The 25,068-nt window shown below is 62.4% G+C and carries 21 protein-coding genes and 1 pseudogene; 14 read left to right on the top strand and 8 right to left on the bottom strand.

Annotation, left to right across the window (positions count from 1 at the left end):
- Positions 1-166: 166 nt before the first annotated feature.
- Positions 167-1,900 (bottom strand): serine protease, encoded by a 1,734-nt coding sequence (locus Q0899_RS01675; RefSeq protein WP_299190930.1) that lies wholly within the window; start codon positions 1,898-1,900, stop codon positions 167-169.
- 179 nt (positions 1,901-2,079) lie between these two features.
- On the opposite strand from Q0899_RS01675, the gene Q0899_RS01680 reads away from it, so the two are divergent.
- The 8 genes from Q0899_RS01680 (at position 2,080) to glmM (ending at position 12,952) form a co-directional block, all read left to right on the top strand.
- Positions 2,080-3,015 carry a glycine--tRNA ligase subunit alpha gene (locus Q0899_RS01680; RefSeq protein ID WP_299190931.1) on the top strand — a complete coding sequence of 312 codons (936 nt, stop codon included), beginning with the start codon at positions 2,080-2,082 and terminating at the stop codon, positions 3,013-3,015.
- A complete protein-coding gene (locus Q0899_RS01685; protein ID WP_299190932.1) occupies positions 3,012-3,548 on the top strand; it encodes a DUF6446 family protein in 537 nt (178 codons plus the stop codon). Before Q0899_RS01680 ends, Q0899_RS01685 begins: the two co-directional genes overlap by 4 nt.
- Position 3,549: 1 nt before the next feature.
- Positions 3,550-5,832, top strand: a complete 2,283-nt coding sequence (gene glyS / locus Q0899_RS01690; RefSeq protein WP_299195182.1) for a glycine--tRNA ligase subunit beta — start codon at positions 3,550-3,552, stop codon at positions 5,830-5,832.
- A gap of 276 nt (positions 5,833-6,108) precedes the next feature.
- Complete coding sequence (locus Q0899_RS01695) at positions 6,109-8,685, top strand: putative PEP-binding protein (RefSeq protein ID WP_299190933.1); 2,577 nt, start codon at positions 6,109-6,111, stop codon at positions 8,683-8,685.
- 182 nt (positions 8,686-8,867) lie between these two features.
- A complete protein-coding gene (locus Q0899_RS01700; RefSeq protein ID WP_298358728.1) occupies positions 8,868-9,569 on the top strand; it encodes a cell wall hydrolase in 702 nt (233 codons plus the stop codon).
- A 96-nt stretch (positions 9,570-9,665) separates the two neighbouring features.
- On the top strand, positions 9,666-10,583 hold the full coding sequence (locus tag Q0899_RS01705) for a dihydroneopterin aldolase (protein ID WP_299190934.1): 918 nt from the start codon (positions 9,666-9,668) through the stop codon (positions 10,581-10,583).
- Positions 10,584-10,587: 4 nt separating this feature from the next.
- Positions 10,588-11,607: a dihydropteroate synthase gene (gene folP, locus Q0899_RS01710; RefSeq protein WP_299190935.1), complete on the top strand. Its 1,020-nt coding sequence runs from the start codon at positions 10,588-10,590 to the stop codon at positions 11,605-11,607.
- Between the two features lie 4 nt (positions 11,608-11,611).
- Positions 11,612-12,952 carry a phosphoglucosamine mutase gene (gene glmM, locus Q0899_RS01715; RefSeq protein ID WP_299190936.1) on the top strand — a complete coding sequence of 447 codons (1,341 nt, stop codon included), beginning with the start codon at positions 11,612-11,614 and terminating at the stop codon, positions 12,950-12,952.
- Here glmM and Q0899_RS01720 read toward each other — a convergent pair.
- The 3 genes from Q0899_RS01720 to ilvC all read right to left on the bottom strand — a co-directional run bounded on the left by Q0899_RS01720 (position 12,949) and on the right by ilvC (position 15,959).
- Positions 12,949-13,869, bottom strand: coding sequence for a DMT family transporter (locus Q0899_RS01720; protein WP_299190937.1), 921 nt, complete (start codon positions 13,867-13,869; stop codon positions 12,949-12,951). The genes glmM and Q0899_RS01720 overlap by 4 nt on opposite strands.
- Before the next feature lie 71 nt (positions 13,870-13,940).
- Positions 13,941-14,855: a DMT family transporter gene (locus tag Q0899_RS01725; protein WP_299190938.1), complete on the bottom strand. Its 915-nt coding sequence runs from the start codon at positions 14,853-14,855 to the stop codon at positions 13,941-13,943.
- An 81-nt stretch (positions 14,856-14,936) separates the two neighbouring features.
- A complete protein-coding gene (gene ilvC / locus Q0899_RS01730; protein ID WP_299190939.1) occupies positions 14,937-15,959 on the bottom strand; it encodes a ketol-acid reductoisomerase in 1,023 nt (340 codons plus the stop codon).
- Between the two features lie 136 nt (positions 15,960-16,095).
- On the opposite strand from ilvC, the gene Q0899_RS01735 reads away from it, so the two are divergent.
- The 4 genes from Q0899_RS01735 (at position 16,096) to Q0899_RS01750 (ending at position 18,628) form a co-directional block, all read left to right on the top strand.
- The gene (locus Q0899_RS01735) at positions 16,096-16,551 is read left to right on the top strand and encodes an Lrp/AsnC family transcriptional regulator (protein ID WP_298292318.1); all 456 of its coding nucleotides are present in this window, start codon (positions 16,096-16,098) and stop codon (positions 16,549-16,551) included.
- A complete protein-coding gene (locus tag Q0899_RS01740) occupies positions 16,548-17,006 on the top strand; it encodes an Lrp/AsnC family transcriptional regulator (protein WP_298292316.1) in 459 nt (152 codons plus the stop codon). The genes Q0899_RS01735 and Q0899_RS01740 overlap by 4 nt, the downstream gene beginning before the upstream one ends.
- Complete coding sequence (locus Q0899_RS01745; RefSeq protein WP_298358712.1) at positions 17,003-17,371, top strand: hypothetical protein; 369 nt, start codon at positions 17,003-17,005, stop codon at positions 17,369-17,371. The genes Q0899_RS01740 and Q0899_RS01745 overlap by 4 nt, the downstream gene beginning before the upstream one ends.
- Positions 17,372-17,503: 132 nt before the next feature.
- Positions 17,504-18,628: an aminotransferase class V-fold PLP-dependent enzyme gene (locus Q0899_RS01750; RefSeq protein WP_299190940.1), complete on the top strand. Its 1,125-nt coding sequence runs from the start codon at positions 17,504-17,506 to the stop codon at positions 18,626-18,628.
- 58 nt (positions 18,629-18,686) lie between these two features.
- Here the strand turns inward: Q0899_RS01750 and Q0899_RS01755 are convergent, their stop codons facing one another.
- Together Q0899_RS01755 and Q0899_RS01760 are read right to left on the bottom strand one after the other, a co-directional pair.
- The gene (locus Q0899_RS01755) at positions 18,687-19,874 is read right to left on the bottom strand and encodes a UbiH/UbiF family hydroxylase (RefSeq protein WP_299190941.1); all 1,188 of its coding nucleotides are present in this window, start codon (positions 19,872-19,874) and stop codon (positions 18,687-18,689) included.
- A 37-nt stretch (positions 19,875-19,911) separates the two neighbouring features.
- A complete protein-coding gene (locus tag Q0899_RS01760) occupies positions 19,912-20,556 on the bottom strand; it encodes a pyrimidine 5'-nucleotidase (RefSeq protein ID WP_299190942.1) in 645 nt (214 codons plus the stop codon).
- A 108-nt stretch (positions 20,557-20,664) separates the two neighbouring features.
- Here Q0899_RS01760 and Q0899_RS01765 point away from each other — a divergent pair, with 108 nt between their 5' ends.
- Positions 20,665-21,303 (top strand): GntR family transcriptional regulator, encoded by a 639-nt coding sequence (locus tag Q0899_RS01765; RefSeq protein ID WP_298292308.1) that lies wholly within the window; start codon positions 20,665-20,667, stop codon positions 21,301-21,303.
- Positions 21,304-21,579: 276 nt separating this feature from the next.
- Here the strand turns inward: Q0899_RS01765 and Q0899_RS01770 are convergent.
- Positions 21,580-23,193 (bottom strand): annotated as a pseudogene (locus tag Q0899_RS01770) (glycosyltransferase family 2 protein); the annotation flags it as partial.
- 45 nt (positions 23,194-23,238) lie between these two features.
- On the bottom strand, positions 23,239-24,393 hold the full coding sequence (gene carA, locus Q0899_RS01775; protein ID WP_298292306.1) for a glutamine-hydrolyzing carbamoyl-phosphate synthase small subunit: 1,155 nt from the start codon (positions 24,391-24,393) through the stop codon (positions 23,239-23,241).
- Positions 24,394-24,575: 182 nt separating this feature from the next.
- Here carA and Q0899_RS01780 point away from each other — a divergent pair, with 182 nt between their 5' ends.
- Positions 24,576-25,034, top strand: coding sequence for a GatB/YqeY domain-containing protein (locus Q0899_RS01780; RefSeq protein WP_298292304.1), 459 nt, complete (start codon positions 24,576-24,578; stop codon positions 25,032-25,034).
- Positions 25,035-25,068: the final 34 nt, after the last annotated feature.

A 25,068-nucleotide genomic window follows, 5' to 3' on the forward strand; every position in this document is an offset into this window, starting at 1 on the left:
CGCCCCACGGGGAAGCGATTTGGCAAACCGCGCCAAACGATGGAACGTCTCGCTACCATGGCGGGGATAAAGTGCCCGGACATGGATGTTGCATCGCATCCCCTCGGGTCAGCGACGGTCCCGGCTTATCTCGGGCCTGGACGCAAACCAGCGGTCCGGCGCGCCCTCACCAGCAGCTCACCAGAACCGTCATATCCGCAGCCGCCACCAGCAGCTCTTCCGCCGCCAGCCGGGGTTGGTCGTCGGAGGCCGCCGCCGTCACGCCGTTCTCGGACAGGAACCGGGCCACCTCGGTGGATTTGGTGGCAAACATGGTGCCCTCGGGCAGGGCGCGGCCGCCGGCCTCGACAGGTTGCAGGATGCCGGTCACGGCGCCTGACATGTTCAGAACCGGGCCGCCAATGTCGCCGTCCAACGTGCCCACGTCCAGACGTTGCACGCGGTCGTCGCCGGTCAGCCCGCGGATGTCCTCCAGCGTGCCGTAGGTCACCGTGGGCGCGCTCAAGGCGCCCTCGAACGAATAGCCCGACACGGCGACCGAGGATCGCAACCGGCCAAGCCCGGTGGCGAAACGCGCAAAGTTCAGCGGCACCAGGTTGTCCTTCGGGGTCAGCAGCGCCAGCCCGTCGGCGGTGGTTTGCAGTTCGGCCTCATAGGTGTCGTCCAGGGTAATGCGCTCGCAGCTTTGAACGGCGTCGGCCACGGTCAACACGCGGCCCCGGCCGTCCACGTAGAAGCCGGATCGCGACAGCTTGGGTTTGCGCAGCTCCAGCCCTGACAGCAGGTCAACCGATTGCGCCTCTTCGTCGCCATCCGTGGGCTCCAGGGTGCCTTCGCTGGTGGCAAAGCTGTCTTGCATGATCTTGATCACCCGCTCCATGTCGCCGGCCTTGGCGGCGGGGTAGACTAGGGTGAACCCCTTGACGTAGCCGCCGGACAGTTTGGCGTAGGTGTAGCTTTGGATGGTGTCGCTGACGCCGCGCAGGGTGAAGTCGGACCGGCGCTTGCGGCGCTCGCCCTCCAGCGGCACAATTTCCAGCGTCTGCATGATCTCGTAAAGGCCCGCCAGCGTGCCCTCGTCGCCCGCCTGGCTGATCAGCAGCACCTGCACGCCGCTGCCGTCCTTTTCGCGGTATTGCACGAACGGGTATTCGTAGCCGTCAAATTCCACCAGGCCCGCGGGCATGGTGATCTGGATGCCGGCCTTTTGCTCGTCCACGGTGCCCAACCCCAACGCGGCCAGGGCGCTCTCATAATCCTGCAGCAGCACCGCGCGCTGCTTGGTGGTCAGGATGCCGGTGACGTCAAAGCCCTTGCTTTCCTGCCAGCGGCCCATGGAGGCGCGGGTGCCGCGCCCAAACGCGCCGTCAATGCCGGAGGTGTAGAAGCCGAACCATTTCAGGGCGACCTGCAGCGCTTCGCGCTGGCCGCGGTCAAGCGTGCGTTCGCTGACGCGGGCCTCGCGCGGGGTTTCGTCCAGCTCTACCGGTGCGGCCGGTTCCGCTTCGGCCACGGGGTCTTGCACGGCGGGCTCTTCAGGTGTCGCGGAAGGCGCTTCAGGGGTCACGGACCCAATGGCCGCGCCCACGGGCCAGAACTGGTTGCGATAGGTCGCACCGTCCGAGATGTAGCTGTCTTGCGGGATCACCCCGCCGCGGCGCAGCTCCAGCAGGCGGGAGCGCGCCTCGTTGGGGGTCGGGTAGGGGCCAAGCGCCAGGGCGTACCAGCCGCCGGGCAGTCGGTAGCCCACAACTTCAGAAAAGGCGGTGGTGTAGGCGCGGGCGCGGTCCTCGGCGGTGCGCAGCGAGGGATGCGCCTCAACCTGCACCCAGGTCTGCTGCGCCCAGACGGCGCTGGCGGTCACGCATAGAAAAAAAGACGCAATAATTGCTCGAAACATACCCAAATCCCTGTGACGTCCGCGCACGCAAGCAGCTGGTCGCGAATCTTGAGCCGTAAGTTATCATCTGCGCCGCCAAGCGCACCCCCGAAAAGCCAAGGATAACGCACATGTTGCCGCGTTGACCGCCCCCCGCGGTTTGCCTATTGAAGCCCCAACGTAATGAAGGGCGACCCGTCATGGCCGACACCACCACACCGACCTCCTTTCAGGAGATCATCCTGCGCCTGCAAACCTACTGGGCGGCGCAAGGCTGCGCGGTGATGCAGCCCTATGACATGGAGGTCGGCGCGGGCACGTTCCACCCCGCCACAACCCTGCGCTCGCTGGGCTCACAGCCATGGGCCGCGGCCTATGTGCAGCCGTCCCGCCGCCCCACCGATGGCCGGTATGGCGAGAACCCCAACCGGCTGCAGCACTACTACCAGTATCAGGTGCTGATCAAACCCAGCCCGCCGCAGATGCAGGACCTGTATCTCGGCTCCCTCAAAGCCATCGGCATCGACTTCACCGTGCACGACATCCGCTTCGTCGAAGACGACTGGGAAAGCCCCACCCTTGGCGCATGGGGCCTCGGCTGGGAGGTCTGGTGCGACGGCATGGAGGTCTCCCAATTCACCTATTTCCAGCAGGTCGGCGGCCACGACTGCAAACCCGTGTCAGGCGAGCTGACCTACGGCCTCGAGCGCCTCGCCATGTACATCCTGGGCGTCGATCACGTGATGGACATGCCCTATAACGACCCGCAATCCCCGATTGCGCTGACCTATGGCGACGTGTTCCGCCAGACGGAGGAGGAATACTCCCGCTGGAACTTCGACGTGGCCGACACCGACACGCTGCTGCAGCATTTCAAGGACGCTGAGGCCGAATGCACCCGCATCCTGGCAGAGCCATACGACGACCCCAAAACCGGCAAACGCATCGTCATGGCGCACCCCGCCTATGACCAGGCCATCAAGGCGTCCCACCTGTTCAACCTCTTGGACGCCCGCGGCGTCATCTCCGTCACCGAGCGGCAGGCCTATATCGGCCGCGTCCGCGCGCTGTCCAAAGCCTGCGCCGACGCCTTCGTGCAGTCGGAGGCCGGTGGCTGGACGCCGGAAGCAGCATGAGCGGAAAAATCGTAGGGATCGGATTTCTCATGGTCGCCATCATCACAGCCATCTCGCTCTATTACCTGCAGGTCTACCACTTCTACGAGGAGCCGCGCACGGGCGACACGGTGGAACTCACCTCCGTGGCCACCGGCGCGCCGGAGGAGATCATCGCCGACAACGTCACCTCCATCGACGCGTCGTCCTCCCCCATCCGCTACCGCGCCTGCTTCACGACGCCCATGTCGCACAGCCTGCTGACCGAAACCTACCAGCTGGCGGATGGCGCGATCCCCTTGGTCGCCCCCGACTGGTTCGACTGTTTTGATGCCACCGAAATCGGCGAGGCCCTTGAGGCCGGAACCGCCCTCGCGTTCCTCGGCGCGGAAAATTTTGAGTACGGCGTCGATCGCATCGTCGCCATCATGGAGGACGGGCGCGGCTTCGTGTGGCACCAGCTGAATGATTGTGGCCGCAAACGCTATGACGGCACGCCCACTGGCCCCGAATGTCCCGCCCTCCCTGACCAAGCTTCGCAAGAAAGCAACTGATATGCCTGATCTGCTGATCGAACTCTTCTCCGAAGAAATCCCCGCCCGCATGCAGGCCCGTGCCGCGGCGGATCTGAAAAAGCTGGTCACCGACGGGCTGGTCGAGGCAGGTCTCACCTACGCCTCCGCAGGCAGCTTTTCGACCCCACGCCGCTTGGCCCTGACGGTCGAGGACCTGACGTCCGAGTCCAAAGCCGTCCGTGAGGAGCGCAAAGGCCCAAGGACGGACGCCCCGGAAAAAGCCTTGGAAGGCTTCTTACGCTCCACAGGTCTTTCGCAAGACCAGTTGGAGCGGCGCGACCTCGGCAAAAAAGGCGAAGTCTTCTTCGCCATCATCGAAAAGCCGGGCCGCCCCGCCGCCGATATCGTGGCCGAGGTGTTGGAAGCTGCAATCCGCAATTTCCCATGGCCCAAATCCATGAAATGGGGTTCCGGCAACCTGAAATGGGTCCGCCCCCTTCACCGCATCCTGTGCATCCTCACCGACGAGGCGGGCGCGGAAATCGTGCCGCTCGACGTGGACGGCATCCAATCCGCCGACAAGACCGAGGGCCACCGTTTCATGGCCCCGCAGCCATTTTCTGTCTCTTCGTTCGAGGATTACTCCACCAAACTCAAACGCGCCCACGTGGTGCTCGACCCGCAAGAACGTGCCGACCACATCTGGGCCGATGCCACCTCCGCCGCCTTCGCGCAAGGTCTGGAGATCGTCGAAGACAAGGGCCTGCTGGCCGAGGTCGCGGGCCTTGTCGAATGGCCCGTCGTCTTGATGGGCGATATTGACGAGACCTTCCTGGGCCTCCCCCCCGAGGTCCTGCAAACCTCAATGAAAGAGCACCAAAAATTCTTCTCCGTCCGCAATCCCAAGACGGGCCGGATCGAGAAATTCGTCACCGTCGCCAATGTCGAAACAGAAGACAACGGCGCGACCATCCTTGCGGGCAACCAAAAGGTGCTGTTCGCGCGGCTGTCGGATGCCAAATTCTTCTGGGAAAACGACCTGCGCATCGCCAAGGGCGAGAAGATGCAACCATGGCTCGACGCGTTGGAGAATGTCACCTTCCACAATAAGCTTGGCAGCCAGAAAGAGCGTATTGACCGCATCGCAGCCCTCGCCCGCAAAATCGCGCCTGTCGTCGGCGCTGATCCCGACCTGGCCGAACAGGCGGCGAAAGTTGCCAAAGCCGACCTCAGCTCCGAGATGATCTACGAGTTCCCCGAACTCCAAGGCCTCATGGGCCGCTACTACGCCGAGGCCGCTGGCCTGCCAGCAGAGGTCGCCAACGCCGCCGAAGAACATTATTCCCCGCTTGGCCCATCCGATGACGTCCCAACTGCACCCGTTTCGGTCGCGGTTGCGCTCGCCGACAAGATCGACACACTGACGGGTTTCTGGGCGATTGACGAGAAACCGACGGGCTCGAAAGACCCCTTTGCACTACGCCGCGCTGCGCTCGGTGTCATTCGGCTGATTTTCGAAAATGAAAACTCTTTTCGTTTGCTTCCAGTAGCGGAAAAACATCTGGGCGGGATCATACTCACCAAAGTTACTCCGGTCAGCGATGAAACGTGTAATGCAATTCTCAAACGCGCATTGGATTTAACAGGCTCTAATGTGGAATTCCTAGTTGCGCTAACTGATGCGCTTTCAGAAATTCCGTGGGGTTCGGTTGACGAAGAAAATACTCCCGCTGAATATGAACAAGCGACTGATGCTATTGTTCAAAAGGGTCATGACCTCCTTTCTTTCTTCCACGATAGACTCAAAGTCTTTCTAAAGGATAAAGGCATCCGCCATGATGTCATCGACGCCTGCATCTCTACTTCAGATAGCGCGCCGGAAGGCGCGACGCCCCGCAACGACAACCTAACCCTCTTGGTCAAACGCGCCGAGGCCCTGTCGGAAACGCTTAAAACCGAGGACGGCGCGAACCTGATCCAAGGCTTCAAACGCGCCAACAACATCCTGTCCAAAGAGGAAGAAAAAGACGGCGTCAGCTACGAGCTCGATCCCAAAGTCGAACTGGCCGAAACCGACGAAGAAAAAACCCTCTTCGCAGCCCTCGATGCGGCGGAGGCCAAAATCACCCCCGCGATGGAGGCGGAGGATTTCACCACCGCCATGACCGCCATGGCCGACCTGCGCGCGCCAATCGACGCCTTCTTCGAGGCCGTCAAAATCAATGCCGATGCGGAGATCGTCCGCCGCAATCGCCTCTGCCTGCTCAACCGCATCCGCGTCATCTGCGGCGGCGTGGCGGACCTGACGAAGCTGGAAGGCTGAACCGGACCGTAGGGCGGGGTTAACCCCGCCTTGCCCCTCTCCCTTGTCATCCCCGCGAAAGCGGGGACCCCGAGGTCACGCGCCGACCACCAAATATTAACCCACCTTTAACAAAAAAGTTTTGTCCCATTTTGGGGAAACGGCCAAAATGTTTTGTCCCAAAATGCCCCAAAACGCGCTTTGCGCATTGGGACACACAGTCCCACTTTCCGCAATGTAACGGTTGATTGACACATTTATGCGTCTATGCTGCACCGCAGTATAAGGACGTGTGTGATGCTAGACTCGATCAATTTTGAGCTGATCACCCAGACGGCCGGCATCAGCCGCCGCCTGCACGGAACGCGTGCTAAGTGTCTGCAAAGATTGATAAGATTGGGCATGCCGGTCCCCGACACGGTGGCGCTGTCCATCCCCTTGGTGCGCAAAATCGCCTCTGGGCAGCGCCCTGATCTGAAGCAGCTGCTGGATCATTTCGGCAGCTGGCCCGTGCTAAGTGTCCGTGCCTCAACGGAAAAACCCGAATGGGGTGGCCCGTCCACCGTGCTCAACATCGGCATGAACCGCACCAACGAGGCCTTTTTCGCCTCCCGTTTGGGCGCAGATGCGGCCCGGAAACTGCACCTGAAATTCATCCAATCCTACGCGATCGAGGTCTCCCGTCTGGACGAGGACATGTTCGATGTCCCTGATTTAACAGTAGAAAAAGCTTACGAGGCCTATGAGCACGAAATGGAGGAGGAGTTCCCCCAGGACATCGAAGTGCAGCTGTTCGAGGTGCTGAAATCCATGGCCCGCGCGTGGGAGGGCACCTCCGCCCGATTGCTGCGCATGTCCAAAGGCGCCCCCGAAGACGCCGGCCTGGGCCTCGTTGTGCAACGCATGGCCTTCGGTCTGGGCAAAGGCGAAAGCGGCTCCGGCGTCATCCAGTTCATCAACCCCGAAGACGGCGCGCCCAAGCGGATGGGGCGGTATTTGCCGCAATCGCAGGGCCGCGATGCGCTGAGCGGTGAGGGGCGGGCGATGTACCTGACCTCCGATCCGCGCGGCGAAAGCCTGCAGGACAACCAGCCGGAAATATATCAGGAACTCAAGCGCTTGGGGGGTGTTTCTCGCACAGGTTTGCGCGAAGAAATGCAGATCGAATTCACGCTGGAAGGCGGCAAGCTGAGCATTCTGGACGCCGTGGTCGCCCCGCGCAGCGCGCGCGCATCGGTGGCGACCGCCGTGGCCTTGGCAAAAGACGACATCATCAGCGAAGCCGACGCGGTGCTGCGCATTGAGCCGAAAGCGATCCCCGATTTGTTGCACCAACAGGTGCATGTGGACGCCAAACGGGACGTGATCTCGCAAGGCATCGCCGCCAGCCCCGGCGCTGCGACCGGCAAGCTTGTGTTCGACACGCTCGCCGCACAAGCCTCCGCCGCGCAGGGGGAGGCTTGTATCCTGGTGCGTCGCGAAACCTCGCCCGAGGATATTCGCGGCATGCACGCGGCCCGTGGCATCCTGACGGAACGCGGCGGGCAAACCAGCCATGCCGCTGTTATTGCTCGCGGATTGGGGCTGCCTTGCGTGTCCGGCGCGTCTGACCTGGACATTGATCCCAAGGCGAAAATGCTCACCACCAAGGATGGCCGCGTCTTTGCGGCCGGCGATATCATCACGCTGGACGGGACTGCAGGGCAGGCGCTTGCGGGGCAGGTGCAGCTGGTTGAGGCTGGTATCGGCGGGCCGCTGGAAACGCTGCTGAGCTGGGCAGATGAGCATCGCGACATCGGCGTGCGCGCAAATGCGGATACGCCGACCGAAGCCGCTGTGGCCCGCAAGTTTGAGGCCGAAGGCATTGGACTGACCCGGACAGAGCACATGTTCTTTGCCGAAGACCGCCTGACCGTCCTGCGCGAGGCCATTTTTGCCGAAGACGGGTCAGATCGCACCGCTGCGCTTGCGCGGCTTTTGCCCATGCAGCGCGACGATTTTGCGGAATTGTTTACGATCATGTCGCATCGCCCCGTCTGCCTGCGCCTGTTCGATCCGCCATTGCACGAATTCCTGCCCTCCAGCCGTGGTGGCATCCGCGAGATGGCAGAGGCGATGGGGCTGAGTGCGAAGGAAGTCCAGCAACGTATTGACGGGCTTAAGGAATTCAATCCCATGCTGGGGATGCGCGGCGTCCGTCTGGGCATCACAGTGCCCGAAATTTACGACATGCAGGCACGTGCCATTTTTGAGGCCGCCTTGCAGGCGCAAACCGACGACAACCCGAAGGTGGTGCCAGAGATCATGATCCCGCTGGTCTCCGCCAAGCGTGAGGTGGAACTGGTGAAGTCGCGCATTGACGCGGTTGCCGCTGACATCATGACGAAAACCGGCGAGACGTTGGATTACCGCTTGGGTGTCATGGTTGAAACGCCGCGCGCCGCGCTGCGGGCAGGTGACATTGCCACCCATGCCGGGTTCCTGAGCTTTGGCACCAACGACATGACCCAGATGACATATGGGCTGTCGCGCGATGATGCGGGGCGGTTCATGTCGGACTACGTCAAGAAAGGCGTGTTCCCCGAAGATCCGTTCCACGCTTTGGACCGCGACGGAGTTGGCGAGCTGCTGGAATTGGCGGTTGAGCGGGGGCGCAAGGTGCGTTCCAAGGTGACGCTGTCGGTTTGCGGGGAGCATGGCGGTGACCCCGACAGCATCGCGTTCTGCCGCAGCTTGGGGCTCGATTACGTGTCTTGTTCGCCTTACCGGGTGCCGATTGCCCGATTGGCGGCGGCCCATCTGGCGATTCGCGATCCCAAAGCCGTCGAAGAGGATTTTGAATTCCCCGAAGACGGGTCATTTGTTCCTGAATAGGTGACAGCCACCAGATATGGTGGAGCTTTGTCCATGAAGTGCGGCGTTTTGGCCCTGTGGCTAGACGCCTGCCGCCGAGGCCCCTATATCCCCCGAGACCTTAATTATGTGTGAATTGCACCCGTTTGGGGGGCTGCAGGTCGGCGCAACTTGGCGCTGACCACAAAGATTAGGACGGTGTGATGAGTACCAAGACCTCTGTGATGGCGGCCCTTGCGGTCGCGGCTTTTGGCGCGATGCCAGCCTTTGCCGATGAAATTCTGAGCGGCGTCGGCTCGACCTCGGCCAACCCGAATGTGTCGGCGGTCCAGGAAGACACGGTGATCAGCCCGGCTTTCCTGAAATTGATCAATGCGGATCGCACCGGAAAAACCAGGTTGCGCAGCGCGCGGGTGGCCAAGATCGCGACGCCAATTGAAGGCGCGGCGCCACGCGGATCAGGGGCGTTGACCTACCAATTGTCGGAATTGAATGCGCGGCCCCGGGCCACGGGCGATGCGCAATGGCGGTGCCTGTCAGAGGCGCTGTATTTCGAGGCGCGTGGCGAATCCCTGAAAGGCCAGATCGCCGTGGCTGAGGTGATCCTCAACCGGGTCAGCTCTTCGCGTTTCCCAAACAGTGTTTGCGCCGTGATCAATCAAGGAACCGGGCGCAAATACGCCTGCCAATTCACCTATACCTGCGACGGGCGTCCAGAGACGGTTAGCGAGCCAGCGGCCTTCGCCCGCGTCGGCAAGATCGCCCGCATGATGCTGGACGGCGCGCCGCGCAAGCTGGCGGGTGGGGCGCTTTACTACCACACGACCGCCGTGCGCCCCTCCTGGGCCCGCAAATTCCGCCGCACCGCGAAGATGGGTGTGCACCTGTTCTACAAACCGGCGTAACGTCGCTTTTGGCAGCTTTCAGACCGGCTTTCTCGGCGACATAGGGCGCCGAGAGCGCTACAGATGCCGCACAGACACTGAGCGAGGCCAAGGCACATGACATCCGAAATCAGACTGGCCTTTGCCCACCCCTCCGAACGGTCCGAGGCCATGGCCGATGAGCCCCGCGACCGCATCTCTTTGCGTGATCATATCCGCGAGGTGGAAATCGGGGCGTTTCAGGCCGAACGCGGCACCACGCAGCGCATCTGCTTCAACATCGTGGTCGAGGTGCGGCTGCCCGATGGGTTGGATGATGATGTAGACCGCATCATGAGCTACGACACGATCACCGAAGCCATCGACCGCGAATTGTCGTCCGAGCGGTTGAACCTGCTCGAAACGCTGGCGGAACGCGTTGCCGAGGATATCTTGATTGACCCGCGCGCGGCCCGCGTCTTCGTGCGTATCGAAAAGCTGGATCGCGGCCCCGGGGCCTTGGGCGTCGAAATCGTGCGCGACCGCGACATGGTCTCGCTGGTGGAGCCGGAAGATGAGGTGCAGCCGCTGGTGGCCTATCTCGGCAATGACATCTGCGTCAGCGATGACCTCGGCGGCGTCTTGGACCGGCTTGAGGGCCAGGGTCTGCCGCTGATCCTTTGCGTCGGAACGGGCGACACGGCTGCCCCGATTGCCGCGCATCCTGCCGCGCAACGCCGCATCGACCTGCTGGCGATTGAGCAAAACGCATGGGTGCTGGCCGGGCGCGACAAACGCTGCGTTGTGGTCGCCACCCGCACGGAATTGGATTGGGCCATGAAAAACGGCCAGATCAGCGTCTGGGCGCCCTCGAAAATCGTGCTGGATGCCACCGACGGCCCTGACCTGAGCGAGATGGACGCCGCCGCCCTGACGGATTGGTTTGCGCAGGAATTCGGTGCCAAAGGCACCATCTCGTTGGGGGAGGGCCTGCACGCGCCCGGCACCGCCATGCCAGTTTCGGCTTTACTGGCGGGGGATGCGCTTCCACTGTAGCGCCATGACGACCTATTTCCGCCCGCTGGCCCAGACCGATCATCACCGCCCAGACGGCGCGTTGCCGCTGGCAGGCAACCCGCGCGTGTGGTTCACCCATGTCGAGCAGCTCAAGCGCGGCAAACCGCCAGAGTTGATAGGCCTGCGCGATGTGCCAAGCGACGTTCTGGTCCGCCTCAGCGCCCCGCGCGCGGATATTGCGGGTCTGAACATGGCCGCGCCCAAGCTGATGGGGGTGCTCAACACAACGCCCGACAGCTTTTCCGATGGCGGGCGCTTCACTACGACGGAGGCCGCGGTAGTCCATGCCCAACGCATGGTCACTGAGGGGGCCGACATACTTGATATCGGAGGCGAGTCCACACGCCCCGGCGCGGCCTTCGTGCCGGTAGACGAGGAAATCGCCCGCACAGCACCAGTCATCGCCGCGCTGAAAACGGCGCAGGTGACGACGCCCGTCTCCATCGACACCCGCAAGGCCGCGGTTGCCCATGCGGCGGTGCAGGCGGGGGCGGGGCTGCTCAATGATGTCTCGGCGCTCAGCTTTGACGCGCAAATGGCTGACACCGCGGCAAAAACCGGCGCGCCGATTTGCCTGATGCATGCGCAGGGCGATCCGAAAACGATGCAGGATGACCCCAGCTACGACAACGTGCTGCTCGATGTGTATGACTACCTCGCCGCGCGCGTGGCGGCGGCGGAACAGGCGGGCATTGACCGCTCCAAGATTATCGTCGATCCGGGCATCGGCTTTGGCAAAACCGCCGCGCATAATCTGGCGCTGATCCAGGGCCTCAGCCTGTTTCACGGCATTGGCTGCCCGATCCTGCTGGGCGTGTCGCGCAAACGCTTCATTGGCACCATCGCGGATGAGCCGCAGGCTGACAAACGTGCATCAGGGTCGATCGCAATTGCGCTGCATGGGCTTATGCAGGGTGTTCAGATCATCCGGGCACATGATATAGAGGAGCACGCGCAGGCATTCGCCCTTTGGCACGCGGTCAATAATAACAAGCAGGACTAAGCACATGGCACGCAAGTTTTTTGGCACAGACGGGGTGCGCGGTCGCGCCAACACCTTCCCAATGACCGCCGAATTGGCGCTGAAACTGGGCGCGGCGGCGGGCCGCTACTTCCGCCAGGACGGCAACGAGCACCGTGTTGTCATCGGCAAGGACACCCGGCTATCAGGCTACATGCTGGAGAACGCGCTGACGGCGGGGCTGACCTCGACGGGGATGAATGTGTTCTTGCTGGGGCCAATGCCCACGCCGGCCATCGGTCTGCTGACCAAGTCGATGCGCGCTGATCTGGGCGTGATGATCTCCGCCAGCCACAACCCGCATTACGACAACGGCATCAAATTCTTCGGCCCCGACGGGTTCAAGCTGTCCGACGCGGCTGAGCACGAGATCGAGGCGCTGCTGGATGGTGACATCCTGCCCGCGCAGCCGCAAAACATCGGCCGCGCCAAGCGGATCGACGATGCCCGCGGCCGCTATGTGGAACGCGCCAAGGCCACTTTCCCCAGCGGGCTGCGGCTCGACGGGCTGAAAGTGGTCATCGACTGCGCCAACGGGGCCGCCTACAAGGCCGCGCCCGAAGTGCTGTGGGAATTGGGCGCAGAGGTGATCCCGGTCGGTGTCTCGCCCAACGGGTTCAACATCAACGAAGGCTGCGGCTCGACCAATACGTCACTGGCTGCCGAAACCGTGGTGGCGCATGGCGCGGATGTGGGCATTTGCCTCGACGGCGATGCAGACCGCGTGATGGTGCTGGACGAGACGGGGCAGGTGGCGGATGGCGACCAGCTGATGGCCCTGCTGGCGACCCGGTGGCACGAGGCTGGCCTTTTGAAAGGCGGCGCTTTGGTGGCCACGGTCATGTCCAATCTCGGGCTGGAGCGTCACATGCAGGCCCAGGGCCTGCGACTGGAACGCACCAATGTGGGCGACCGCTACGTGGTCGCCGCGATGCGTGAGAAGGGCTACAATCTGGGTGGTGAGCAATCCGGCCATATCGTGATGACCGACCATTCCACCACTGGCGACGGGCTGATGGCGGGCCTGCAATTCCTGGCCGCAATGGTGCAAACGGGGCAGGCGGCTTCGACCCTTGTGCGGCAGTTCGAAACCGTGCCGCAAAAGCTGGAAAATGTGCGCTTCGGCGCGGGCAAGCAGCCGTTGAACGAGGCGTCAGTGCAGGCCGCAATCGCGCAGGCGGAGGCCGATTTGCAAAGCAATGGCCGGCTGCTGATCCGCAAATCCGGGACCGAGCCGTTGATCCGCGTCATGGCCGAATGCGAAGATGAGGGGCATCTGAATGCCGTCGTCGCCTCGGTCGTGCAGGCGGTCGAAGCGGCGGTTTAGCGGGCAAACATTGCCCTCAATGCGCGCGATTGGCTGATCGCAATGCCCGACAGGATCAACGCCAAGGCGATGAACAGTTGCGGCGGCAGGTCCTCGCCCAGCAACGCGACCCCGAAGATGACGGACCACACAGGCACCTGGTAGCTGGTCAGTGACATGAACACGCTGCCCGCCGTCGTGATCACCCGCACGCGGATCACGGCAGCGGCTGCTGTGGGCAGTAAGGCCGCCAACAGGAGCGCGAGGCCGGGGCCGGCAGGAAATGCGGCGGGCAGGCCTTCTTTCACCAATGCGATCGGCACCAATATCAGGGACGCGACCAGCAAGGACCCGGTGGCGAAGGCCAGCGGCGGCATCTTCGGCGCGCGGCGGGTGATGATCGATCCGCAAGCGTAGCACGCGGCGGCCCCCATGCAGGCTATGCGGCCCCAGGTCTCTAAAGGCGCACCGGAAGGGTTCAACGCCTCCGGCCCCAACAAGATGGCCAACCCGATGAACCCCATGATCATCCCGATCACGCGGCGCGGCCCTATGCCTTCCTCTTTGGAGAATATCGCGGCCAGCGGCAGCACCAATAGCGGCACCACACCCATTGCCACGCCCGCAAAGGCGGACGGCACGTGCTGCTGGCCCCAACTGAGCAATGCGAAGGGCAGGGCCACGGCGCCCGCGCCAATAATGGCGGAGAAAACGCAGGCCCGCGCGGATGGCAGGCTGCGCAGCCCTTGCCCCATAGCGGAGCCAACGGCCCATAAGATCAGCCCGCCCACCAGCGTCCGCCCGGCGGCAACGGTCCATGGCCCAAACCCGTCCAGCGCCAGACGCACCAGCATAAAGGCCGCGCCCCAGATGACGCCGAGGCTGATGATCAATATCCAGTTGGCCAGGCCGGGGTTTTCGGGGGAAGGGGTGCTCATGTCACTGGCTTATCCGCTCTTGGTCGGCGCGGCGAGGGGGAACACGCATGCTTCGGTCGGCACCGTATCGTTCATGCGGACGGGTAACGGCCAAGGCGCTTCTGGGCGGCCTGGGTCAGCGCCAGCCCCCCAAGGATCAGCCCGAGAGCCAAGAGGAAACTGGCGGGCAAGGCCTCAGACATCAGGGCAACGCCGAAGAGCACCGACCAGACCGGCACCTGGTAGTTGACAAGGCTCATGAAGCTGGGCCCCGCGGACTGGATCACGCGGACCAGCAAGATCGTGGCCAATGCGGTCGGCAAGAGCGCCAGATAAAGCAGCGCGGCGATCGCATTGGCGGGCATGGCGCCGGGTAGGCCTTCAAACATCAAGGCAAGCGGCACCATGATGAGCGCGCCGATAACCAGCCCGCCGGTGGAGAAGGCGATAGGATGCGCGGGCGGGGCAAGCCGGGTGATGATCGACCCGATGGCGTAACAAAACGCGGCGCCGATGCAGGCCAGCTTGGGCAATGTGTCCCCGCCAGCCTCAAAGATCGACAGTCCACCGATGAGAATGAAAACGCCAACGAAACCAATGGCAAAGCCTGCGCACTTAATCCAACTCATGCGCTCACCCGGCACAAGAAAATGTGCCAATGGCAAGACCAGCAGCGGCACCGCAGCCATGGTCACACCCGCAAAGGCGGAGGGCACATATTGGATCGCCAACCCCAGCAGCGTGAAGGGCACGGCGTTGGAAAAGACGCCCATGCCAATGATGCACAACCAAAGCTTGCGGTCGGATCGAGGCGGCAGCCGGTGTCCCATCGCGCGGGCCACGGCGAACAGAACCAAGGCACCGATGGCCAGCCTGATGGCTGACACGCTCAGCGGGCCGGCCCCCTGCAGCGCCACGGCAGTGGACATGAAGGACGCGCCCCAAATCAGGCCAAGAAGGCCAAGCGTGAGCCAGTTAATGAGACCGGGAGACTTGGAAGACGTCATAAGCCGTGACCTAAATGAAAAAGGCATCGCAAGCGATGCCTTTTGTTGTTTTTGTCTACGCGCAGTCGCGCGGCGTGGCACCTAGTTTTTGGTTTTGTCGACCATCTTACCAGCCGAAATCCAAGGCATCATGCCGCGCAGGGTCTCACCTGTCGCTTCAATCTGGTGCTCGTCATTGCGACGACGCGTGCCCTTGAAGAAGGGCTGGCCGACGGCGTTTTCCTGCATGAAATCACGCACGAAAGCACCGGTCTGAATGTCAGTCAGGATCGCTTTCATCCGGGCCTTCGTCTCGTCATATGGCAACACGCGCGGGCCGGAGACGTATTCACCGTATTCAGCCGTGTTGGAGATCGAGTAGTTCATGTTGGCGATGCCGCCTTCATAGATCAGGTCCACGATCAGCTTCACTTCGTGAAGGCACTCGAAATAGGCCATTTCAGGCGCGTAGCCGGCTTCCACCAGTGTCTCAAAGCCCATGCGGATCAGCTCGACCAGACCGCCACACAGAACTGCCTGCTCGCCGAACAGGTCGGTTTCGCACTCTTCGCGGAAGTTGGTCTCGATGATGCCGGAACGGCCGCCGCCAATGGCGGAGCAGTAGGACAGGCCGATTTCCAGCGCCTTGCCCGATGCGTCTTTGTCGACCGCAACCAAGCACGGCACGCCGCCGCCTTTGGTGAACTCGCCGCGCACGGTGTGGCCGGGGCCTTTGGGCGCCATCATGATGACGTCGATGCCTTCTTTCGGCTCGATCAACCCGAAATGCACGTTCAACCCGTGGGCGAATGCAATGGCCGCACCTTCACGGATGTTGTCATGCACGTATTTCTTGTAGGTCTCGGCCTGCAGCTCGTCGGGCATGGTAAACATGATGACGTCGGCCCAAGCAGCGGCTTCGGCGATGCCCATGGTCTTCAGGCCTTCGCCTTCCGCTTTCGCGATGGAGGCAGAGCCTTCGCGCAGTGCCACGACCAGGTTTTTCGCGCCGCTATCGCGCAGGTTCAGCGCGTGGGCATGACCTTGGCTGCCATAGCCCAGGATCGCTACTTTTTTGTCTTTGATCAGGTTAACATCGCAATCGCGATCGTAGTAAACGCGCATATTAGGCGCTCCTCTTTTGGGTTGAAGTCCTGACGGCAATTTACGCAGCATGCACTGAGAAAACAGATTAAAGCGATGTGAAATCTACAAAAAATCGACAGTGTTATTCGCAAAAATTCCGTGATATGCAAAAATCATGTTAGACGATACCGATCGACGCCTTCTGCGGCAGCTTCAGGCCGACCCGCTGGCCCCCATATCCGAGCTGGCGGAACGCTGTGCCATGCAGCCCGCAACCGCAACCCGCAGGCTGGATAAATTGACCCGCCAAGGGGTGCTGAAAGGCCAGCACGCCACCATCGACTGGGCCGCCTTGGGGTATGCGGTTGAGGTCTCGCTGCGCTTCACTTTGGACAAGACCCAATCAAATGCCTTTGACGACTTCCAAGCCGCCGCCCGCCAAATCCCCGAAGTCATCGCCATCCAGACCTTCCTGGGTGTCGTCGATGTGCGTCTCTCTGTCGTGGCGCGCGACATGGCGCATTACCAGACGCTCTACCGCGACCACATCCTGACGCTGCCCCATATCGCGGAACTTGAGGCGCTGATGCATGTCGCCACCATCAAATCCTCCGAGACGCTGCCGATATGACCGATCTCGACACTACCGATTTCGCGATCCTCAAATCGCTGGCCCGGGATGCGACCCAAAGCGCGGGGGCGGTGGGCAAAGCCCTCGGCCTCAGCCAACCTGCCACGTGGCGGCGCATCCGCAAGCTGCAAGAGGATGGCATCCTGACGGGCAGGCGGGTGGACCTCGACGCCGAAAAGCTGGGTTTCGGCGTGACCGTCTTTCTGGGCGTCAAGCTGGCCACCAAGGGCCGCGTGTCGCTGGAGGATTTTGAGCGCGCCGTCACCGCCATCCCCGAGGTGCAAACCGTGCAGCACGTGCTTGGGCTTTACGACTACCGCCTGCGCGTGGTTGCCCGGGACCTATCCGATTTCGAACGTGTGCTCAGGCGCCGCGTCATGACATTGCCGGGCGTCGGTAATGTGGAAGCCAACGTGCTGCTCAGCGAAGAACGTCTGGCGGGGCCGCTGGGATGAACGACACGCAATCAGCGCGGGAACGGGTGTGGATCAACATGTCCGAGCTGTTTCTCGACACCGATATCAGCGATGAGTTGGACTACATCGCAAGCGCTCTGGCGGCGTCGCCTTTCGATGAGGCGGAGCTGGACCGGATCTTGCTTGAAGAGGTCTACCCCGTCTGCATCCCAAACCTGCATTCCATTGCGGGCATCTGGTCAGGCTTTGATGAGGCGGAGCTGGTCGCGGCGATCACCCGCCGCAATGCGCGCAAATTCCCGCTGTTGTGGCTCTGGATGCCGTTTCGTAGGCGGCATATGCGCAGGATGCTGCCGGAATGGGAAGAGATCAGGGACAAGATCGCGGCTATTCGGGCGGGGTAGTCCACCAAAGGAAACGTCTAGCGATCATCGGCCACGCGACGGGCGGCGCGACCGCCACAGTATACCAAGATAGACTTTGCCTTCCCCGTGCCGGCCCCATATCAAACACCCAAAGACATTGGAGGACTTCAAATGGCATTGCTCGACACTGTGGACCCAACCGGCTTGGAAGAATTCAGCGTGGTCTTCACCGACCGCTCGCTCAACTCTATGTCAAAGGCGTTTCAGGGCGTCATGACCGACATCTCCAGCATGCTCAAAGACGTCTACAACGCGCAATCCGTGGCCCTGGTGCCGGGCGGCGGCACCTTCGGGATGGAGGCCGTGGCGCGTCAGTTCGCCCGCGGCAAGAAGGCGCTGGTCGTGCGCAACGGCTGGTTCTCCTACCGCTGGTCGCAAATCTTTGAATCGGGTGGCCTGACCTCCGAGGCGGTCGTGATGAAAGCCCGCCAGACCGGCAACGACACCCGTTCGCCCTTCCACCCCGCGCCGATCGAGGACGTGGTGGCCCGCATCGCCAAAGAAAAACCCGACGTGGTCTTCGCCCCGCATGTGGAAACATCCGCAGGGGTGATCCTGCCCGATGACTACATCACGCAAATGGCTGACGCGGCCCACAAGGTCGGCGCGTTGATGGTGCTCGATTGCATCGCGTCGGGCTGCGCTTGGGTGGACATGAAGGCCACGGGTGTGGATGTGTTGATCTCCGCCCCGCAAAAGGGGTGGTCGGCCACGCCCTGCGCCGGGATCGTGTGCATGTCCGCGCTTGCCCGTGAGCGGATCAACGAGACGACCTCGGACAGCTTCGCGGTCGACCTGAAAAAGTGGCTCGACATCATGGAGGTCTACGAGGGCGGGGGCCACGCGTATCACGCGACCATGCCCACGGACGGGCTGAAAGCCTTCCGCGACACAATGATCGAGACGCGCGACTACGGGTTCGAACGCCTGCGCGAAGCGCAGTGGACGCTGGGCAATGGCGTGCGGGACTACATGAAGTCCAAGGGCATCGTGTCTGTCGCCGCCGACGGGTTTGGCGCGCCGGGCGTGGTGGTCAGCTACACGGATGATCCCGCGATCCAGAACGGGTCGAAATTCGCCGGTGAGGGGATGCAGATCGCCGCCGGTGTGCCGCTGCAATGTGATGAGCCGGATGACTACAGGACCTTCCGCATCGGGCTCTTCGGGGTCGACAAGCTTTATGACGTGGATGGCACTTTGGCGCGGTTCAAAGCCACGGCGGACAAGGTTCTTTGAGGCGCCAAATTCTCATCGAGAATTTGAATTCAAACTTTCCTCGAAAGTTTGGCTCCGCCTAGCGCAAGCCTAGTCCCATATTCATCAATGTGGTCCGCACTGGCTTGGCGTCGTGAATGACGCCAATGCCCCAGCTGCGCAATTCGCGGACCCAATCGGCCTCTGACTGCGAGGTGCGGTTCAGCAGATCGATGCCGGCCACCCGCAAAGCCACATTGCGGCGCCGCTCTTTGTCATAGGCGTCCAGCATGTCGTCGCTGCCCAAGGGGTGTTTGCCGCTCAGCTCCAACAGCGATTGCAGGTCGGCAAGGCTCATGTTCAGCCCCTGCGCCCCAATCGGCGGCACCACATGTGCGGCTTCGGCAACCAAGGCCAAGCGGCGGTCGGAAAAGCGCGAGGCCACCTGGCTGATGATAGGCCAGATCGACCTTTTGGACGCCAGCGTTAGCGGCCCGAACATGTGGCAGGACCGTTCCGACATGGCGGCGTTTAGCGCGGCGTCATCCAAGGCGAACAGGTCTTGCGCTTTGGGGCCGTCCTCCATCCACACGACGGCAGAGCTTGGCACGCCCTCGTAATCGGGCAGCGGCACCAGTGTGAACGGCCCGCCGGTGCGGTGAATTTCGGTCGACACATGGTCATGCGGGATCGGGTGTGTCACGGCAAAGGCCATGGCCTTTTGCCCGTAGCGCTTGGTTTTGACCTCGATCCCCGCCGCCTGCCGCAACGGCGACCCGCGCCCATCGGCGGCGATCACCAGATCGGCCTGTATTTGTTCCCCATTGCTCAACCAAACCTTCGCACCGGAAGAACGCGCCAGCATCCGCTGCGTCGCCACGCCGGGGCGGAAATCGACATTGGTCAATGCCTCAATCCGCTTCACCAATTCGCGCCGGATCAGCCAGTTGGGCAGGTTCCAGCCAAAGGGCAGTTCAGAAATGTCGGAGGCGTCAAAGGCCCGCGCGATGCGCGGCTGCCCGTCCTCGCCGGCATCCACAATCTGCATGGTCTGCAGCGCGGTCGCATGGTTGCTGAGCTGGTGCCAGACGCCGGCACGTTCCAGCACATGAACTGAGGGTTGCAAAAACGCCGTGGACCGCAAATCTGCGCCATCCGTGTCGCGATCCGTGATGGGCGGGGCGGGGTCCACGCAGACGACGTCAAAGCCGTTGCTGCCAAACAGGCACGCGGCCGTCAGGCCCGCCACGCCGCCGCCGGAGATCAGGATTTTGGTGTTCTCACTCATACGCCAAACCTAAGCCCTTAACGCCGCGTTCCAAGGCTCAATCGACCACCTGCGCCAGAAAGCCGCTGAGGTCTTTCGTGTGGTGGTCGATGTAGGGCATCGGGTCCGGCTGGGGCGCAACATGCACGGTGCGCAGCCCCATTGCATGGGGCACCTCCAGATTGCGCCCCTCATCTTCGAACATGGCCGCCGTGGTGCCATCCAACCCGTCCAACCCGAAGACCCGCTCAAAGGCGGCAGCCTCCGGCTTGGGGCGGTATTGCGCATGTTCCACGCCATAAACCGCATCAAAGAGGCCGGATAACCCTCTGGCAAGCAACACGTTTTCTGCGTAAGGCGCTGAGCCGTTGGTGTAGACAATTTTGCGCCCCGGCAGCTTCGATATCTGGCCGCGCAGCGCCGTATCGGGGCGAAGAACGGTGAAATCAATGTCATGTACGTCGACCATGAACGGTTCCGGGTCGATGTCATGCTCGGCCATCAGCCCCGCCAAAGTGGTGCCATGCGCGTGCCAGTAGTCGCGGCGCAGCCGGTCAGCCTTCGCACGGTCCACATTCAGCACATCCATCACATAGGCCACCATCCGCGCCTCGATCTGGTCGAACAGCCGCATCGCTGGCGGGTAGAGCGTGTTGTCGAGGTCAAACACCCAGGTGTCGACATGATCGAAGCCGTCTTTCATGTCGCGGACGCTAACCCGTTGGAAGCCATGCCGAAAGCGGGAAATGCTTGTGTGCCTTGCGGCAAGTGTCTAGCTTTTCTGACAGCATAATGCGGGGACAAGACTGACATGGCCAAACCGGTGGAAAGCAACACGTATAAGGCAATTCTGCATGCAATCGATGTTGGCGTCTACAAACCCGGTGACCGGCTGGTGGAAAGCGAGCTGGCCAATCGGTTTGGCGGCTCCCGCACCCCAATTCGCGAGGCTTTACAAAGGCTTGAGACGCAATCCTTGCTTGCGCGGGATGGCCGATCCCTGATCGTGGCCTCGCTGGACCACGACCAGATGGCCGAACTTTACACGGTGCGCGGCGCGCTGGAGGGGCTCGCCGCTGAGCTGGCAGCGCAACACGCCGCGCCTGAAGAAATCAAGGTGCTCTACGATATGGTCGAGCGGGACCGCGAGCTGTTGGACAAGCCTGCGGAGCTGAGCCAATCGAACCGCAGGTTCCACCGGCAGCTGCACCGCGCGTCGCATAACCGCTATCTGGTGCAGCAGCTAGACCTCGTTTACCGCTCGATGGCGCTGCTGGCCTCGACCTCTTTGGCGGCTGACGGGCGCGGCGCGGTTGCTTTGGACGAGCACCACGCGATTGTCCGCGCGATCGAGGCGCGGGATGCTGTCGCCGCGTCCAAGGCGCTGAAAGACCACCTTTCCATCGCGTATGAGGTCAGGCTCAAGATCGACGCCGCCGGCGATCTTTGAGGCTGGTGCCTCTGCAGGGCTGACGCCATGTTCGGTCTTGTCCCAGAAAAACGGTTTCCACGTCATCTCTGCCACCCCTTTGTAGGCGGCGAGGGTGCCCAGCATAAAGTAGACGGGCAGGGTGAAGATCCACGCCAAGGCGGGCCTGTGATCCAATTTGCAGCCAGCAACAAGAAACAAGGACAGGGTCACCGCCTCGCAGGCGAGGAAGAGCATGGACAGGCTCGACATATGACCACCGCTGAGCCCCGCGACCGCCGGGACCCGGCCGCCGCTGAGAAAATGCGCGGCGGTCCACCACAAGACCGGGGCAAGGCAGAAGGCCAGCAATGTGCCAAGGAACAATATCTGGAAGCCCACAAATTGCCTTGGACCCAGATCCCGCCATAAAACCAGCGGGTTACGCATATGCACGCAATAGGTCATCGCGTAGCCCTTCAGCCAGCGGGACCTTTGCCGCACCCAGGGCCAGAACCGGTTATTGGCCTCTTCCCCGGTGATCGTGTCGAGCATCTCGCAGCGGTAGCCATGACGCGCCAGCCGCATGCCCAAATCGGCATCCTCCGTCACGTTATGCGCGTCCCACCGCCCAAGGCGGATCAAAGCATCGCGCCGGAAAAACAGCGTGGTGCCGCCCAGCGGGATCGCGAAGCCCAGCGCCTGCAGGCCGGGCAACATCACCCGAAACCACCCCGCATATTCAAAGGTGAAACACCGCGCCAGCCAACCGGCGCGCGGGTTGTAGAAGCTGAGCACGCCCTGAATGCAGGCGAGTTTGGGGTCCGCGCGCCGGAACTTGGCGGCAACGCGCGTCAGCTGGTCCCGGTCCGGCGCGTCCTCGGCATCATAGACCCCGATGATCGAGCCGGAGGTGAAATCCAGCGCGTAATTCATCGCCCGTGGCTTGGTTTTCAGCAGCCCGGTCGGCACGGTGATCACCTTCATGCCGTCGGGCAAGGTGGCGTCGCGCACGGCGCGGCGGGTCAGCATGTCATCGGCCTCCACCACCAGGCACAGCTCCAGCAGTGGGGCGGGGTAGTCGATCCTGTCGAGCCGCTTGATCAGGTTGGCGGCGACGTTGGCCTCCTTGAAGAGCGGCACCAGGATTGAGATTTTGGGCAATTTCGAGGGGGTCGATGTGCTCAAATGCCTAAATGAAGACGGCGCGGCGGCCTTCCTGAGCGAGATCACGACGCAGACGGCCTTGAGTGCTGTGTTGACCAAAAGGGTCGCGGTCGCCGTCCAGAACAGCACCGCGCCCAGCAACGCCGGGGCCGTGGCAAGCATTGCAACCGCGAGCAAGGCCAACACGATCACAACGCCAAGCATCCGTTTGCCCGACCAGTCGCGGCAACTTTGGTGGAGCGGCGTGTGGGTTTCCGACAAAGCGGCCAGGGCGCGCCCATGCATGGCGGCGATTGCGTGATGCAGGGCGTCCCGGTTGGCCACCACAAACCGGATTGGGCCCGCCGTTTCAGATAGCTGGCGCGCAAGCGGGGCCGCCTGATCGAGGCTGGTGCAGGCCAGAACCGTGATCCCGCCGCGCCGCTGCCACGGGATGGCCTGATAGCGCAGGCAATCGGCGGGGTTGACCAGTTCGGCAAGTCGGGGATCTGGCCGGTCGCGGGCCAGATCGACGGTCGAGGTGTCATGCATCCGCGCAAGAGCCCGGGTGATCGCGTTGCGGCTGAGCATCCCGCGATCGGCGATGATCTCGCCCAACGGCGCTTCGACCCCGGTCTGCAATCGCAGCGTTTCGGCGACCTGGTCAGGGCGCAGGGCGCCGTCGCGGATCAGCAGGTCACCAAGGCGCAACTTCCCCGTCTTGCGGGGCAGGTCGGGCAGACCGGCGGACCGGCGTTGCCGGAAGTGGAAATTGAGCGCGTTCATGTCAGGGGCAAATTGCCCCCACCAGGGTTAAACGCAGGTTAATGCCTAGGCTGTTGCCAAGGCCCGGTCGGCCATGGCTTTGGCGAAGCGTTCAAACAGGTAATAGCTGTCTTGCGGTCCGGGCGACGCCTCGGGGTGGTACTGCACGCTGAACACGGGTTTGCCATCCACACAAATACCGCAATTGGATCCGTCAAACAGCGAGACATGGGTTTCGCTGACGCCTGCTGGCAGGGTTTGTGTGTCGACCGTGAACCCGTGGTTCATCGACGTGATTTCGACCTTGCCGGTGGTGTAATCCTTGACCGGGTGGTTCGCGCCATGGTGGCCGTGGTTCATCTTGATGGTCTTGGCGCCCAAGGCCAAAGCGAGCATTTGGTGGCCCAAGCAGATGCCGAAAACCGGGATGTTTGCCTTTAGCACGCCCTTGATCGCGGGGACGGCATATTCCCCGGTAGCCGCAGGGTCGCCGGGGCCGTTGGACAGGAACACGCCGTCTGGGTTGTACGACAGGATGTCTTCGGCAGTGGCGGTCGCAGGCAGCACAGTGACGTCGCAGCCAGCCGAGGCCAGACAGCGTAGAATGTTACGCTTGGCGCCGTAATCCACGGCAACCACCTTGTGGCCCTTCTCGGCCCGTTTGCCGAAGCCGTCGGGCCAGGCCCAGCGGGTTTCGTCCCATTGGTAGGATTGTGCGCAGGTGACCTCTTTGGCGAGGTCCAGCCCTTCGAGACCCTTGAAGGCACGGGCGTCCTTGACCAGAGCTTCGAGATCGAATTCGCCGTCGGGGTTATGTTCCATTGCAACATGCGGCGCGCCTTGGGCGCGGATGGCGCGGGTCAGGCGGCGCGTATCAACGCCGCCCATGGCGATGCGTCCGCGTTTTGCCAGCCATGCGCCAAGCTCTTCAGTGGCGCGCCAGCTGGAGGATGCGGTCGGGTCCCACTTGACGACCATGCCGTCAGCGACTGGATCGGCGGTCTCGTCATCTTCTGGATTGACGCCGGTATTGCCAATGTGGGGGAAGGTGAAGGTCACGATCTGGCCCGCGTAGCTGGGGTCGGTCATGATCTCCTGGTAGCCGGTCATCGCGGTGTTGAAACACAGCTCGGCCACGGTGCGGCCCGTCGCGCCGAAGCCCATCCCATAAAAGACCGTTCCATCGGCCAGAACAAGGCATGCGGTGGGTTTGGAGGACATGTGGCGATTCCCTCTGAAGCTGCTATGGGCAAAATTTGTCGGAACCTAAGGAGTGGGGCAGGTGGGGTCAACCGCCACTAGGGGTTGTTTTGGCCTGAGAACGACGTTGGGTTATGGTGACTTGTGATATTGACCATTTGTGATAGTTAGCTGCGTTCCGAAACCGCTGTGAGGCACTTTTGATGTCGAAAGACAAACGCACCGAGATCACCGACGCGCTGAAAGAGGCCATGAAAGCCAAGGACGCCGACCGTCTGGGCACTTTGCGGCTGATCAACGCCGCCATCAAGGACCGCGACATTGATCTGCGCAGCGAGGGCCGCGAGGTCAGCGACGACGAAATTCTGGCGATCCTGGGCAAGATGGTAAAGCAGCGGCAGGAAAGCACCAAAGCCTATGAAGAGGGCGGGCGGCTGGAACTGGCGGAGCGTGAACAGGCGGAGATCAAGGTGATCAACGATTTCCTGCCCGCGCAGCTGGACGCCGCCGCCTCGGAGGCGGCCGTGGACGCCGCGATTGCCGAAGTGGGCGCCCAAAGCATCCGCGACATGGGCAAGGTCATGGGCATCCTGAAGGGCAAATACACCGGCCAGATGGATTTCGGGGCCGTTGGCCCGATGGTGAAGGCGCGGCTGGGATAACGCGCGCACATTTGACCCGCGCGAGCCTTGGGCT

Origin of the sequence: uncultured Litoreibacter sp. (genome assembly GCF_947501785.1) — a bacterium.
Lineage (GTDB): Bacteria > Pseudomonadota > Alphaproteobacteria > Rhodobacterales > Rhodobacteraceae > Litoreibacter.